The organism is Klebsiella sp. CN_Kp104 (genome assembly GCF_040064515.1).
Lineage (GTDB): Bacteria > Pseudomonadota > Gammaproteobacteria > Enterobacterales > Enterobacteriaceae > Klebsiella > Klebsiella aerogenes.
Window position 1 is genome coordinate 276,096 of the sequence record NZ_JBEAII010000002.1, and the last position, 15,253, is coordinate 291,348.

Below are 15,253 nucleotides of genomic sequence, written 5' to 3' on the forward strand. Positions count from 1 at the left end.
AGTGGCGGCTAAACGCGTTGAGGGGGAGGCGCGAGGCGGCTATAGTAGCAGGCGATAGCCGCTGGAGGAGAGACCATGAACCTTGACGACAAATCCCTGTTTCTTGACGCCATGGAGGATGTCCAGCCTCTGAAACGCAATAATGACGTACACTGGCACCGTGAGCGCAACGTGCGCGCCCCGCAGCGTATCGATACCCTGCAGCTCGATAATTATCTGACCACCGGCTACCTCGATATTGTGCCGCTCGCCGTGCCGCTGGAGTTCAAACGGGAAGGGCTGCAAAGCGGAGTGCTGGAAAAACTGCGGCGCGGAAAATACAGCCAGCAGGCAAGCCTGTCGCTACTGCGCCAGCCGGTCGAACAGTGTCGGCAAATGCTGTTCGCCTTCGTGATACAGGCGCAAAAAGAGGGGCTGCGTAATTTACTTATCATCCACGGCAAAGGCCGTGATGACCAGGCCCACGCCAATATTATTCGCAGCTACCTGGCGCGCTGGCTGCCAGAGTTGCCCGAGGTACAGGCGTTTTGCGCCGCGCTACCGCACCACGGCGGCAGCGGCGCTTGTTACGTGGCGCTGCGTAAATCCGAACAGGCTAAGCAGGAGAACTGGGAGCTACACGCCAAACGCAGCCGCTAGCGCAGCAGCAGCGTTAGCTCGCGGGCGGCTTTTTGTAATTCCGGCAGCACCCGATCCAGCATTTCGCGGGTCGACATCTGGCCCGCGTGAACCCCGACGTTCAGCGCCGCTTCCACCTGTCCTTGCGGGTTATATAGCGGCACTGCCAGCGAACGCAGCCCCATTTCCAGTTCCTGATCGTTTAACGCATATCCCTGCTGATACACGCGTTTTAGCTCCGCGCGCAGCTTATTTACCGAATCTACCGTCTGCGGGGTGTAGCGAATCATCGTCACCCGGCTCAGCATGTCGTTTAGCCGTTCCTCCGGCTGATGGCTTAACAGCACGCGGCCCATGGAGGTCGCCCACGCCGGCAGGCGGCTGCCGATATCAAGATCGATCGTCATAATTCGCGAACTGGAGGCGCGGGCGATATACAGGATATCGTCGCCATCGAGGGTGGCGATTGAGCAGGATTCATTGAGCATTTCGCTCAGATGCTTGAGCACTGGCTGCGCCGAGCGCGCCAGCGGCGTTGAGGCCAGCCAGGCGTGACCGAGGGCAAGGATCCGTGGACGCAGCTGGAAATTCTTACCGTCTTCGGCGTAGACGAATCCCAGTTTGCTTAAGGTATACAGGCAGCGACGTACCGCCGCTCGGGGGATGCCGGTCTTTTGGCTGATCTGCGAAATCGACAGTACCGGGCGCTGCGGGGTAAAAGCCTGAATCACTTCCAGCCCGCGCGCCAGCGATGCCATAAAGTTCGGATCGCCCTTAAACGGATCGCCGTCGCCCGCTACTACATCATCTGGATGCTTGTCCATTTTGTTCTCCGTATTTGCCATCGATCACATTCTTTCGCTAAAGATATACGATGTTCGATTATCGCACCATATTTCGATTATCGCCCTTGACCAGCATCGTTAAGCGGGTCACATTTTGTGCGAACAACGCATATAAGTGCGATTACCGCACGTTAAGGAGCGACCTGATGATTGATAAAAGCGTGTCGACGCTGAGTGAGGCCATTGCCGGGATCCACGACGGCGCGACCATCATGATTGGCGGGTTTGGCCCCGCCGGGCAGCCGACGTACCTGATTGATGCCCTGATTGAACAGGGCGCCCGCGACCTAACCATTATTAATAACAACGCGGGCAATGGCGAAGTGGGGCTGGCGGCGCTGCTCAAAGCCGGACGGGTGCGCAAAATGATCTGCTCATTCCCGCGTCAGGTGGATTCACAGATTTTCGATGACCTCTATCGCCGCGGCAAGGTTGAGCTGGAACTGGTGCCGCAGGGCAATCTGGCGGCGCGGATCCAGGCCGCTGGCGCGGGGCTCGGCGCGGTCTTTACCCCAACCGGCTACGGCACGCCGCTGGCGGAAGGCAAAGAAACCCGGGAAATAGATGGCCGCCATTATGTGCTTGAGTATCCGATTAAAGCTGACTTCGCCTTGATTAAGGCCCACCAGGGAGACCGCTGGGGCAACCTGGTCTACCGCAAAGCGGCGCGCAACTTCGGCCCGATTATGGCGACCGCCGCCAAAACCACCATTGTTGAAGTCTCGCAGCTGGTCGCCCTTGGCGAACTCGACCCGGAAAACATCATCACCCCGGGGATTTTCGTCCAGCGTGTATTCTCGCTGGAAAATCTGTCCGTCGCGCAAAGCGCCTGAGGAGCCGAAGATGCAAAAATTGACTCGTGACGAAATGGCCCAGCGCGTCGCCCGCGATATTCCGGAAGGCGCTTACGTCAACCTCGGTATTGGCCTGCCGACCCGTATCGCCAACTATCTACCTGCCGATAAAGAGGTGTTCCTGCACAGTGAAAACGGGCTACTGGGAATGGGGCCGAAGCCGCAGCCCGGCGAAGAGGACCCGGAACTGATCAACGCGGGTAAAGAGTATGTCACCCTGCTGCAGGGCGGCTGTTTTTTCCACCATGGCGACTCCTTCGCCATGATGCGCGGCGGGCATCTCGATATCTGCGTGCTGGGCGCCTATCAGGTTTCCGCCAGCGGCGATCTCGCTAACTGGAGCACCGGCGCGCCGGATTCGATCCCGGCGGTTGGAGGGGCGATGGATTTGGCTATCGGCGCCCGCCAGGTGTTTGTGATGATGGACCATCTGACCCGCGATGGCGAATGCAAACTGGTCGAACAGTGCAGCTACCCGCTGACCGGCGTCGGTTGCGTCAGCCGTATCTATACCGATCTGGCGGTCATCGATATTACCGACCGCGGCCCGGTGGTGCGCGAAATCTTTAATGGCCTCTCCTTTGAAGAGCTACAGCGCATCACTCCGTTGGCGCTGACTTTTGAACAACTGGCGGAAAGTGCGTAAGGAACCTATGATGAATCAGGCATTTATCTGTGATGCGGTGCGTACGCCGTTTGGCCGTTTTGGCGGCGCATTATCCAGTATGCGCGCCGACGATTTGGCGGCGCTGCCGCTGAAAGCGCTGCTGGAGCGTAACCCGGGACTCGATCCGGCGCTGATCGACGATGTGATCTACGGCTGCGCCAACCAGGCCGGAGAAGATAACCGTAACGTGGCGCGCATGGCGCTGTTGCTGGCCGGGCTGCCGCAGAGCGTTCCCGGCAGCACGATTAACCGCCTCTGTGGTTCCAGTCTCGATGCGATCGGCGTCGCGGCGCGGGCGATTAAAAGCGGCGAAACTCAACTGATGATCGCCGGTGGGGTGGAGAGTATGTCGCGCGCGCCGTTTGTGATGGGCAAAGCCGAGAGCGCCTTTAGCCGCTCGATGCAGATGGAAGATACCACCATCGGCTGGCGCTTTATTAACCCGCAGATGAAAGCGCTGTACGGCGTGCACTCGATGCCGGAAACTGCGGAAAACGTCGCCGATGAGTTTGCCATTTCTCGCGCCGACCAGGACGCTTTTGCGCTACGCAGTCAGTTACGTACCGCGGCGGCGCAGGAAGCGGGGCGTTTCGCCGATGAACTGATCGCCGTATCGGTGCCGCAGCGCAAAGGTGAGCCGCTGCGTTTCAGCCGCGATGAACATCCGCGCAGCACCTCGCTGGAGGCGCTGGCTAAACTGCGCGGCGTGGTCCGCGCCGACGGCAGCGTTACCGCCGGTAACGCCTCCGGCGTCAACGACGGCGCCTGTGCGCTGTTGTTGGCCAGTGAACAGGCGATGTCGGCGAATGATTTACAGCCGCTGGCGCGGGTTGTCGGCGTGGCGACGGCAGGGGTGGCGCCGCGGATTATGGGCTTCGGCCCGGCACCGGCGGTGCGCAAAGTGTTAGCGCAAACCGGGCTGACGCTGGCGCAGATGGATGTCATCGAACTGAATGAGGCTTTTGCCGCGCAGGCGCTGGCGGTTACCCGTGATTTAGGCCTGCCGGATGATGCTGCCCACGTTAACCCCAACGGCGGGGCCATTGCGCTGGGTCATCCGCTGGGGGCTTCCGGCGGACGTCTGGCGATGACCGCCGCTTATCAGTTGAAGCGTACCGGCGGCCGCTATGCGCTGTGCACCATGTGTATCGGCGTGGGCCAGGGGATTGCGCTGATTATTGAACGCGTTTAAGGAGTCGCGATGAGTTTGTTGACGCCCATGTTGCGTAGCAGTCCGCTAACCGACTGGTTCAGCGATGCGCAGCGGGTACAGGGTATGCTGGATTTCGAAGCCGCGCTGGCGCAGGCGCAGGCCGCCTGCGGGCTGGTGCCGCAGGCGGCAGTCTCGCCGATAGTCAACGCCTGCCGGCATGCGCTTATCGATTTCGACGCGCTGGGACAATCGGCGGCCAGCGCCGGCAATCTGGCTATTCCGCTGGTTAAACAGCTGACTGCGCGGGTGAAAGCGCAGGATCCGGACGCCGCGCGCTATGTCCATTGGGGCGCCACCAGCCAGGACGCTATCGATACCGGGTTTGTTCTGCAACTGCGGGGCGCGCTGGCGGCGACGGATAGCCTGCTACAAAGCCTGATTGACGCGTTCGCCGAACAGGCGCAGCGCTATCAACATACGGTGATGCCGGGGCGCACCTGGATGCAGCATGCGCTACCGGTCACGTTTGGCCTTAAACTGGCGGGGACGCTGGATGCGCTGCTGCGCTGGCAGCAGCGGTTGATTGAGATGCGCCCACGGGTGCTGGCGCTGCAGTTTGGCGGCGCGGCGGGCACGCTTGATTCATTGAAACAGCAGGCGCCGCAGGTGGCGCAGGCGTTGGCGCAAACCCTCGACCTGCAGTTGCCGGATACGCCATGGCATAGCCAGCGCGACCGTTTCCTCGAGGTCGGCGCCTGGTTCGCCGGCGTTTGCGGCACTCTGGGAAAATTCGCCAATGATTTTTCGCTGCTGATGCAAACCGAGGTTGCGGAAGTCGGCGAGCCGCTGGCGGAAGGGCGCGGGGGCTCCTCGACCATGCCGCACAAACGTAACCCGGTCTCCTGCGCGGCGATTCTAACCGCGGCGCAGCGCACGCCGGGGCTGGTCGCCACCCTCTACGCCGGCCAAATCCAACAGCATGAGCGCGCGCTCGGCGGCTGGCAGGCCGAATGGGAAACGCTACCGGAACTGATCATGCTGGTGGGCGGGGCGCTGGCGCAAACTGACATGCTGGTGCGCGAGATGCAGGTTTTCGTGCATAAGATGCGTGCCGACCTTGATATCACTCACGGGCTGATTATGGCGGAAGCGGTGACCCTGGCGCTGGCGGAGTTTATTGGCAAAGCCGAGGCGCATCATCGTGTAGAAGCGCTGTGTCGTCAGGCGTTGGATCGCAATGGCTTGCTTGTCGATCTGCTGGCGGCCGACCCGCTGGTCAGTCAGTATCTCTCCCGCGAACGTTTAAACTCGCTACTGGATCCGGCAACGGCCACCGGTAGCGCCGAACGCTTTGTGCGCCAGGTGTTGGCGCGTTATCAGGAGCAACATCATGAATCTTGATTATCAACTCGACGGGCCGGAAGGCGCGCCGGTTATCGTGCTGTCGAACTCGCTTGGCACCACGCGCGCCATGTGGCAGCCGCAAATGGAGGCCCTGACGGCGAATTTTCGCGTACTGCGTTATGACACCCATGGCCATGGTAAAACGACGAAAAACGGCAAGGTGACCCTGGCGCAACTGGGCGAAGACGTACTTGCGCTGCTCGATCACCTTAATATCGGTAAGGCGCTGTTTTGCGGTATTTCGATGGGCGGGCTGACGGGATTATGGCTGGCGCGCTTTGCGCCGGAACGTTTTTATGCGGTGGCGGTGGCTAATACCGCGGCGCGGATCGGCGATCAGTCGGGCTGGCTTTCCCGCGCCCGCGCGGTGCGTCAGGAAGGGATGGATGTGGTTGCCGCGGGGGCGGCGGACCGCTGGTTTAGTGATAATTTCCGCCAGCGCGCGCCGGAGGTGGTCGAGGCGTTATGTCACCAGTTGACCCATAGCGACGCTGAAGGCTACGCCGCCTGCTGCGAAGCGCTGGCGGCGGCAGACCTGCGGGGGGAGGTCGGGCAAATTGCGATTCCGGTGCTGATTATTGCTGGAGAAAGTGACCCTGTCACCACTGTCGCCGACGCTAACTTTCTGCATCAGCAGATTGCCGATTCCCAGGTGGTGGTGCTGAGCGCGTCGCATCTGTCGAATATCGAAGCGCCAGCCGCCTTTAACGCCGCGCTGAACGGCTTTTTGCTGGGGGAGCAAAATGGAAGATAAACAACGTTATCAGCAGGGAATGGAGGTTCGCCGCAAGGTATTAGGCGATGCTCACGTTGACCGTACGCTGCAGAACCTCACGCCGCTGAATGAGGAGTTTCAGGATTTCATCACCCGTTACGCCTGGGGAGAAACCTGGACGCGTCCGGGGCTCGATCACCATACCCGCAGCATGATCACTATTGCGATGCTGATTGCGCTCAACCGCGAGGCGGAACTTAAGATGCATCTGCGCGCCGCCTTTAATAACGGCGTGACCCGTGATGAGCTGAAAGAGTTGATTATGCATTCGGCGCTGTACTGCGGTTTACCGGCGGCAAACGCCACGCTGCACCTTGCGCAGCAGGTGTTTGCCGAGATCGACGCCGCGCAGGCGTAGGGGGCGGCGCATTGCGCCTTGTCCGGGCTACTAAATCGCACGGCGCTGTAGCCCCGGTAAGCGGTAGCGCCACCGGGGATTTTGAGTTGTAGGCCGGATAAGCGCAGCGCCATCCGGCATTACCTGGTGACGCTGCGTTGGCGTTGGATGACGTTATCTGTCGCCTTCCTGCGGCGCGACGGCCGGGGCGGTATACCAATCCTCTTTGGCGACCACCACCGCGCCTTTCGGTTGCATGACAAAATTGGGCGACATAATCTGCACGCCAAATTCGTTAAATACATCGATAATGCTGCTGTGCAGCGCGTTGCGCCCCTCCGGCAGCGTCGTTTCCGGTAACAGCCGCACCTGCAGTTCATACGACGTATACCAGTCGAGCAATCCCAGTTTGCGAACCACCGGCGCCACCTGATGATCCACTCCCTGGGCGCGGTGGGCCGCCAGTTCCAGCATCGCCTGTACTTGCCGCCACGGCGTGTCGTAACCAATGGTCACACCGGTGGTGAGGTTGATTCCCTGTTGCGGGTCACTGGCGCTGAGATTGGTGATTTTACCGCTGACCACCACCGCGTTCGGCAGGGTGACAATATAGTTTTCGCGGGTCAGGATTTTGGTCGCCAGCATGCCGATCTCGCTGACCTGGCCTTCGTTATCGGCGATGCGGATCCAGTCGCCTTTGTGCAGCGCACGGGTATAAATCAGCACCAGGCCGCTCATGGCGTGATTCATCACCCCCGCTGAGCCCAGCGTCAACATCAGGCCGAAGAACACGCTAATCCCCTTGAAGGCCAGAGAGTTTGCGCCAGGCAAGAAAGGATAGGCGGCGGAGAGCGCAAAAAGCCAGATAACCACGGCGATAAGCTTTCGCGTGGCGCCGACGGTTTCCGGATGCAGTCCGGGGATCTGCAGACGCCCGGCGGCGACCTGATCCAACACCACCTTCAGCAGGCGGATGATAAACCACGTAATCAGAAAGATAAGCAGTACGATCATCAGTCCCGGCAGCGCCGACACGATGGACAGCGAAATATCGCGAATCACCCCTACCGACCACTCACCGAGCGACTCTCCCCATACCCGGGTCCACGGAAACAGGCTGAATACCCAACTCAGCCAGACATAACCCGCCAGTACCCCAAGCAGTATGACCAGCAGCGCGTATAGCCGGCTTTCAATGTTGCCGAGAAAACGCCGCCAGTTATGCGGGATCAGGCTGCGCTTTTCGAGGATCCGCAGATGGAAAAAGCGCCTCACTCGCCGCCACGAACGGAAAGCGAGATAGCAGGCCAGGGCGAGGAGCAACGCGCCGGCGGCGGATTTTAGCGCCGCCAGCAGCAGATAGCGGGTATTGTACTGTTCGCGTAGCGACGTCCGCTGCGCTTCCATACGGGCAAGAACGCGCTGCGCCGCCTGATCGAGGGTAAGATCGTCGCCTTCATCGAGGTCGGCCTGGCTTAGCAACATAATAGGTTTGCCATTCATCAGAAACAGCCGCCCCGGCTGGTTGTAGCGGGTGACTGGCACCACCTGCAGCGGCTGGCTGATATCGGCCTCGGTAAAGGCGCGTAGCGTATTGCGGATGCGCAGAACCCGCTCTTCCGGCGTAGTCTGGCCGAAGGTGGCCTGCAGCATGACGATCGGTTGATGGAAAATCGCGACGGTTCGCGCCTGCTCGCGAGCGGTGGGCTGCTGACGCGGTTCTGCCGCCGAAAGCGGAAAGGCCAGCCATAGCAGAAAACACGCCGTTAATAACGCCTGGATCCTGTTCATATGCGACACCGGAAAAGGGGGAATTATTGTTATTTTTCAGCTGGTCAAACTCTGAACGGCTGCTGGATTGAGCATAGTTCAGCGTCAGGTGAATTCAAGAATAAAGGGGGAGAATACGCCCGACGATGAGCCGCCGGGCGTGGAGGGAATTAGCCGTGTTGTTTACAACCGGCGCACTGCTGATTTTGGATCTGCTGGAAGAAGTCGTTACCTTTATCATCAACGAGGATAAAGGCCGGGAAATCTTCCACTTCGATTTTCCAGATAGCTTCCATTCCCAGCTCCGGATAAGCCACGCACTCGAGACTCTTAATACTCTGCTGGGCGAGTACTGCCGCCGGGCCGCCAATGCTGCCGAGGTAGAAACCGCCGTGTTTATGGCAGGCGTCAGTCACCTGCTGGCTGCGATTACCTTTGGCCAGCATCACCATGCTGGCGCCGTGCGATTGCAGCAGATCGACGTAGGAATCCATGCGTCCTGCGGTAGTCGGGCCGAGGGAGCCGGAGGCGTAACCGGCAGGCGTTTTTGCCGGGCCGGCATAGTAGATAGGGTGATCTTTCACGTACTCCGGCAGCGCTTCGCCGTTATCGATAAGCTCTTTCAGCTTAGCGTGGGCAATGTCGCGGGCCACGATAATCGTGCCGTTAAGGCTCAGACGCGTGGAGACCGGGTGCGCCGACAGCTGCGTCAGGATCTCACTCATCGGCTGATTCAGGTTGATGCTAACCACCTTGCCTTCGCCCTGTTGGCGCAGGTGTTCAGGGATATATTTCCCCGGGTTGCTCTCCAGTTTTTCAATCCAGATGCCGTCGCGGTTGATTTTAGCTTTGATGTTGCGGTCGGCGGAGCAGGAGACGCCCATACCGATAGGGCAGGACGCACCGTGGCGCGGCAGACGGATAACGCGGATATCGTGGGCAAAATATTTCCCGCCAAACTGCGCGCCGAGACCGAGATTTTGCGCTTCCTGCAGCAGCTCTTGCTCCAGCTGCACATCGCGGAACGCCTGACCGTGTTCGTTACCCGTGGTCGGCAGGTCGTCATAATAGCGGGCGGAAGCCAGCTTAACGGTCTTCAGCGTCGCTTCCGCTGAGGTGCCGCCAATCACAAAGGCGATGTGGTAAGGCGGGCAGGCCGCGGTACCGAGGGTACGCATCTTCTCGACGAGGTAGTTTTTCAGCTTCGCCGGGGTGATTAACGCTTTGGTTTCCTGGTACAGATAGGTTTTGTTGGCGGAACCGCCGCCTTTCGCCATGCACAGGAATTTATATTCGTCGCCGTCGACGCTGTAGAGATCGATCTGCGCCGGCAGGTTGGTGCCGGTGTTGACCTCTTTATACATATCCAGCGGCGCATTCTGTGAGTAACGCAGGTTGTCTTCGGTATAGGTGTTATAGACGCCCTGCGCCAGCGCGGCTTCATCGCCGCCGCCGGTCCAAACGCGCTGGCCTTTTTTACCCATGATGATGGCGGTGCCGGTATCCTGGCAGGTGGGCAGCACACCTTTGGCGGCGATTTCGGAATTACGCAGGAACTGCAGCGCGACGTATTTGTCGTTTTCGCTGGCCTGCGGGTCGAGCAGAATGGCCGCGACCTGCTGCTGATGAGAGACGCGCAGCATAAAAGCGGCATCGTGGAAGGCCTGCTGCGCCAGCAGAGTTAACGCCTGCGGTTCAACCTTCAATACTTCCTGGCCAGCGAATTCGGCGACGGAGACGTGCTCTTTGCTGAGCAAATAGTATTCGGTATCGTCATGCGCCATCGGGAACGGGTCTTGATAAACAAAGGGTTTCGTCGACATATTCACATACTCCATAAAGATAAAAACCGCCGGGGGAAGACCCGGCGGTTATGAATCAGAACATCATGGACATCCACGGATAGCCAATCAGCAGCAGGGCGGCCAGGAAGATGGCGCCGAAGATGGTGCCGAGGCGCCAGTAGTCTTTGGTTGGCAGGTAGCCGCTGCCGTAGTAAATCGGGCTCGGACCGGTACCGTACGGGGTGATGATGCCCATCACGCCCAGCGAGGTCACCATCAGCAGGACGAAGACTTCCATATTCATGCCCGGGATAGTCGAAGCGATGGTCAGCATGGCCGGCAGCAGCGCGGTAGTGTGCGCGGTGGTGCTGGCGAACAGGTAGTGCAGCAGATAGAACGCCAGCAGCAGGACGATGGTCGCAACGCCCGGAGAAATACCGCTCATCAGCGCGCCGCCTTCTTTACCCAACCAGGCGATGAAGCCAGTGGAGGAGAGACCGTCAGCCAGCGCGACCAGCGTGGCGAACCAGACAAAGGTATTCCATGCCGCTTTGTTGTTAGTGATATCGCTCCAGGACAGCACGCCGGTCCACAGCATCAGCACGATAACCAGCAGGGCAGCCAGCGCCGGTTCAATCCAGTCGGCGGCGAAGATCCACATCATCAGCGCGAAGCAAACAAACACCAGCAGCAGGATTTCATTGCGCGACAGTTTGCCCAGTTTTTCCAGTTCACGAGCGGCCCACAGCGGCACTTCGTTATTGATTTTTACTTCTGGCGGGTAGAACCAGTACGCCAGCAGCGGCATGGCCAGGATCAGCAGGATACCGAGCGGCAGGAAGGCGATAAACCAGGTACCCCAGGAGATGTTGATACCGACGATGCTTTTTACCAGCGCCAGCGCCAGCAGGTTCGGCGCCAGCGCCGACAGGAACATGGAACTGGTGATACAGGCGGCGGTAATAGCTACCCACATCAGATAAGAACCAATACGGCGTGCGCTCGGATCGTTAGGTTTAGAACCGTACAGCGGCGGCAGGTTAGCAATAATCGGGTAGATGGTCCCGCCGCTACGTGCGGTGTTGGACGGGGTAAACGGCGCCAGCAGCAGGTCAGCGAAGGTAATGGCGTAGCCCAGCGTCAGGCTGCGGCGGCCAAGATATTTTACCAGAATCAGCGCCAGACGGCGGCCGAACTGGGTTTTGTCATAACCCGCGGCGAACATGAACGCGCCGAAGATCAGCCACACGGTAGAGTTGCCAAAGCCGCTCACCGCCCATTTAAATGACGCGCCGGCCAGCTTAAAGCTCGGCGCCGCCATCTGTTCTGGACTGAACAGCAGCCACTGGCTACATAAAGCAATCACCACCACCCCGGTGATACCGATAACGGCGCCCGGCAGCGGTTCGAAGATAAGGCCGACGATAACGCCGACGAAGATAGCAAAATAGTGCCAGGCGAATGGCGGTAAGCCGTCAGGCACCGGGACGAACAGCAGCAGTGCGGCGACGATAATGGGCAACGCCATCATGATCAGACGTTTATACGCCGCGTTAGACGCGGCACCGGCAGGCGGTATGGTTGTCTTTTTCTCTTTCATAATGAGTATCTGCTAGTAGTTGAAAATACGGTTCCGTCTTCGCTTACAATTCTCGATTTTTTTAGTTGCGAAAGTTTCTTTAATTATTAATGGTCGAGATTGCTTATTGCTTAAACGGTTATTTAACGCGTTTTTCGCGGCGTTAAATTAAATTCATTGGGTATTTATATATTGCGCTTTCACGTTGCATTGCAATTGATCGAGATCAAAAAAAACAGGTGATCTGGATCTTTTTTTCGTTTGGCAATAACCACATATGATGATGTGGTTATTATCATAAAGAAATGGAAATTGTTAAATAGTCGCGAGAATTATAACGCATTATATAGTGGGTGTTTATTTTAACCAATTGATATATATGAGTTATTTCCGCCTCTTTGTGCTTTTAATACGTTAACAAAAGTGACCGAAATGTTATCATTCATTTGTATTATGTAAATGCGATATATAAATTTAATAATACAATAGAGGTATTGCTGTTATTGCAGGTATTAAATAGTTTTTTAACTAACGTAATTAATTTGGTAACTAAAAAACGCGCTATATTATTGGCATGACAACAGGAATGAAAATAAACAATCAATAAAATTTCCGTCACCCAATTCTGAATTTCAATATTTAAAATCTGGAGTATTAATATGACCAGTAACGAACGAATTCTGCAGCCATTTACTTTACCGAATGGGACTGAACTGAAAAACCGTTTGCTAATGGCACCAATGACCACCTGCACCGGTTATTTCGATGGTACCGTCACCAGCGAGCTCGTTGAATACTATCGCGCCCGCGCCGGCAGCATCGGGACTATCATCGTTGAATGCTGCTTTATTGATGATTATGGTCTGGCCTTCCCGGGCGCTATTGGCATTGATAACGATGAAAAAATCGCCGGACTGGCGAAAATCGCCGAAGCGATAAAAGCGGAAGGCTCGAAAGCGATTCTGCAGATTTACCACGGCGGCCGCATGGTTGACCCACAGTTGATTGGTGGTCGCCAGCCGGTGGCGCCGAGCGCCATTGCCGCGCCGCGCGACGGCGCCGCCATGCCGCGCGCCCTCAGTGGTGAAGAAGTCGAAGGCATGATTGCCAAATTTGGCGACGGCGTACGCCGCGCCATTCTCGCCGGTTTCGACGGCGTCGAAATCCATGGCGCCAACACCTATCTTATTCAACAGTTCTATTCGCCGAACTCCAACCAGCGTGACGATGAGTGGGGCGGCAGCCGTGACAACCGCGCCAGATTCCCGCTGGCGGTACTGGACATCACGCATAAAATGGCCCGTCAGTACGCTGATGATGCCTTTATTATCGGCTATCGCTTCTCGCCGGAAGAGATGGAAGTCCCGGGGATCCGCTTCGATGACACCATGTATCTGCTGGAGAAACTGGCCGCCCGCGGCGTCGATTACCTGCACTTCTCGGTTGGCGCGACGCTGCGCCCGTCTATCGTAGATACCAGCGATCCGACGCCGCTGATTGAAAAATACTGCGCGATGCGTTCTGAAACGCTGGCGCAGGTGCCGGTGATGGGCGTCGGCGGAGTGGTTAACGCAGCCGACGCCGAACAGGGCCTCGATCACGGTTATGACCTGATGGCCGTCGGCCGCGCTTGCATCGCCTATCCGGATTGGGCTTCACGTATCGCCGCCGGCGAAGAGCTGGAACTCTTTATCGACAGCACCCAGCGCGAGGCGCTGCACATTCCGGAACCGCTGTGGCGTTTCTCGCTGGTCGAAGCGATGATCCGCGACATGAGCATGGGCGACGCGAAATTTAAACCGGGGATGTTTGTCGAAACCGTTCAGGACGATGCCAACGAACTGGTCATTAACGTCAGCCTCGAAAACGATCGCATTGCGGATATCGAGCTGGCCGCAAGCCCAGTACAGAGCGTTGAATTTACCACCAGCTTCGAAGAGATCCGCGAACGTATTCTGACCGCCAACACGCCGCACGTCGACGCTATCTCCGGCGCGACTAGCCAGAGCGAAGCGGTGAAAAAAGCGGTGTCCAAAGCGATGCTGAAATCCAGCAAAGCGCTGGCTGCGGAAGAGGGCGGCAACGATGCCGCGCCGAAAAGCTATGACGTGGTGGTGGTAGGGAGCGGCGGCGCCGGTCTGGCTGCGGCGATTCAGGCCCACGACGAAGGCGCCAGCGTGCTGATCGTTGAAAAAATGCCGACTATTGGCGGCAACACCATCAAAGCTTCCGCCGGGATGAACGCCGCGGAAACCCGCTTCCAGCGCGTCAAAGGTATTCAGGACAGTAAAGAGTTGTTCTATCAGGAAACCCTGAAGGGCGGCCACAACAAAAACAACCCGCAGCTGCTGCGCCGTTTCGTTGAAAACGCGCCGCAAGCCATTGAATGGCTGGCGGACCGTGGGATTATGCTTAACGATATCACCACCACCGGCGGGATGAGTATCGACCGTACCCACCGTCCGCGCGACGGATCGGCGGTTGGCGGCTACCTGATTAGCGGTCTGGTGCGTAATATCACCAAACGCGGTATCGATGTGCTGCTGGATACCTCGGTAGAAGAGATCCTGATGCGCCACGACGAAGTGAGCGGCGTGCGTCTTATCAACGATGAACAAGAGATAATCGACGTGCAGACCAAAAGTATCATCGTGGCGACCGGCGGCTTCAGCGCCAACAGCGCGATGGTGGTGAAATATCGTCCCGACCTCGCAGGCTTCGTGACCACCAACCATAAAGGGGCGACCGGTAGCGGTATTGCGCTGCTGGAGCGCATTGGTGCCGGCACCGTGGACATGGGCGAAATTCAAATTCACCCGACCGTCGAGCAGCAGACCTCGTACCTGATTTCCGAATCGATTCGCGGCGGCGGCGCTATTCTCGTTAACCAGCAGGGGAACCGCTTCTTCAACGAGATGGAGACCCGCGATAAAGTGTCTGCGGCGATTATCGCGCTGCCGGAACACTATGCTTACATCGTCTTCGACGAGCATGTGCGGGCGAAAAACAAAGCCGCCGACGAGTATATCGCCAAAGGCTTCGTCACCAGCGCCAGCTCGCCGCGTGAACTGGCGGAGAAACTGGGGATGGATTACCATGCGTTCCTCGCTACCCTGGAATGCTACAACGGCGCGGTGGAAAAACAGCACGATGAAGCGTTTGGCCGCACAACCGCGCTGCGCGCGCCGATTAACGAAGGCCCGTTCCACGCCATTCGTATTGCCCCAGGGGTGCACCACACTATGGGCGGCGTGACCATTAATACCGATGGCGAAGTGCTGAATGTGGCGCAGCAGCCGATTCGCGGCGCCTACGCCGCGGGTGAAGTGGTTGGCGGTATCCATGGCGGTAACCGCATCGGCGGTAACGCGGTCGCGGATATCATCATCTTCGGTACCCTCGCGGGCCATCAGGCGGCGAAACGTGCCAGAGGATAATAGGTAATTGCTGATGCCGGGCTGGCTTAG

General features: G+C 58.1%; 12 protein-coding genes. 8 read left to right on the top strand and 4 right to left on the bottom strand.

What is annotated here, in order from left to right; genetic code table 11:
* The first annotated feature begins 75 nt into the window (after positions 1-75).
* Positions 76-639: a DNA endonuclease SmrA gene (gene smrA, locus ABLU80_RS03265; RefSeq protein WP_015366810.1), complete on the top strand. Its 564-nt coding sequence runs from the start codon at positions 76-78 to the stop codon at positions 637-639.
* Here the strand turns inward: smrA and ABLU80_RS03270 are convergent.
* The gene (locus tag ABLU80_RS03270; RefSeq protein ID WP_047036430.1) at positions 636-1,442 is read right to left on the bottom strand and encodes an IclR family transcriptional regulator C-terminal domain-containing protein; all 807 of its coding nucleotides are present in this window, start codon (positions 1,440-1,442) and stop codon (positions 636-638) included. The genes smrA and ABLU80_RS03270 overlap by 4 nt on opposite strands.
* 167 nt (positions 1,443-1,609) lie before the next feature.
* Between ABLU80_RS03270 and ABLU80_RS03275 the strand changes: the two genes are divergently transcribed.
* Genes ABLU80_RS03275 through pcaC form a run of 6 tightly spaced genes read left to right on the top strand, consistent with a single transcriptional unit; the run spans position 1,610 to position 6,674 of the window.
* Complete coding sequence (locus tag ABLU80_RS03275) at positions 1,610-2,296, top strand: 3-oxoacid CoA-transferase subunit A (protein WP_032707939.1); 687 nt, start codon at positions 1,610-1,612, stop codon at positions 2,294-2,296.
* A 10-nt stretch (positions 2,297-2,306) separates the two neighbouring features.
* Complete coding sequence (locus ABLU80_RS03280; RefSeq protein ID WP_348849690.1) at positions 2,307-2,963, top strand: 3-oxoacid CoA-transferase subunit B; 657 nt, start codon at positions 2,307-2,309, stop codon at positions 2,961-2,963.
* A 10-nt stretch (positions 2,964-2,973) separates the two neighbouring features.
* Positions 2,974-4,176 (top strand): 3-oxoadipyl-CoA thiolase, encoded by a 1,203-nt coding sequence (gene pcaF / locus ABLU80_RS03285; RefSeq protein WP_020078965.1) that lies wholly within the window; start codon positions 2,974-2,976, stop codon positions 4,174-4,176.
* Between the two features lie 9 nt (positions 4,177-4,185).
* Positions 4,186-5,538 carry a 3-carboxy-cis,cis-muconate cycloisomerase gene (locus ABLU80_RS03290; protein WP_348849691.1) on the top strand — a complete coding sequence of 451 codons (1,353 nt, stop codon included), beginning with the start codon at positions 4,186-4,188 and terminating at the stop codon, positions 5,536-5,538.
* Positions 5,528-6,295: a 3-oxoadipate enol-lactonase gene (pcaD, locus tag ABLU80_RS03295; protein ID WP_032707941.1), complete on the top strand. Its 768-nt coding sequence runs from the start codon at positions 5,528-5,530 to the stop codon at positions 6,293-6,295. The genes ABLU80_RS03290 and pcaD overlap by 11 nt, the downstream gene beginning before the upstream one ends.
* Complete coding sequence (pcaC, locus tag ABLU80_RS03300; protein ID WP_015705266.1) at positions 6,285-6,674, top strand: 4-carboxymuconolactone decarboxylase; 390 nt, start codon at positions 6,285-6,287, stop codon at positions 6,672-6,674. Before pcaD ends, pcaC begins: the two co-directional genes overlap by 11 nt.
* Positions 6,675-6,827: 153 nt before the next feature.
* Here pcaC and ABLU80_RS03305 read toward each other — a convergent pair whose 3' ends face one another.
* From ABLU80_RS03305 to ABLU80_RS03315, 3 genes are all read right to left on the bottom strand, one after another.
* The gene (locus ABLU80_RS03305; protein ID WP_221694355.1) at positions 6,828-8,444 is read right to left on the bottom strand and encodes a mechanosensitive ion channel domain-containing protein; all 1,617 of its coding nucleotides are present in this window, start codon (positions 8,442-8,444) and stop codon (positions 6,828-6,830) included.
* 149 nt (positions 8,445-8,593) lie between these two features.
* Entirely contained in the window at positions 8,594-10,246 is a 1,653-nt protein-coding gene (gene fumA, locus ABLU80_RS03310; RefSeq protein ID WP_047053766.1) for a class I fumarate hydratase FumA, read from the bottom strand.
* A 55-nt stretch (positions 10,247-10,301) separates the two neighbouring features.
* Entirely contained in the window at positions 10,302-11,807 is a 1,506-nt protein-coding gene (locus ABLU80_RS03315) for an anion permease (RefSeq protein WP_348849692.1), read from the bottom strand.
* 638 nt (positions 11,808-12,445) lie between these two features.
* Between ABLU80_RS03315 and ABLU80_RS03320 the strand changes: the two genes are divergently transcribed.
* Positions 12,446-15,223, top strand: a complete 2,778-nt coding sequence (locus tag ABLU80_RS03320; RefSeq protein ID WP_047037102.1) for a flavocytochrome c — start codon at positions 12,446-12,448, stop codon at positions 15,221-15,223.
* Positions 15,224-15,253: the final 30 nt, after the last annotated feature.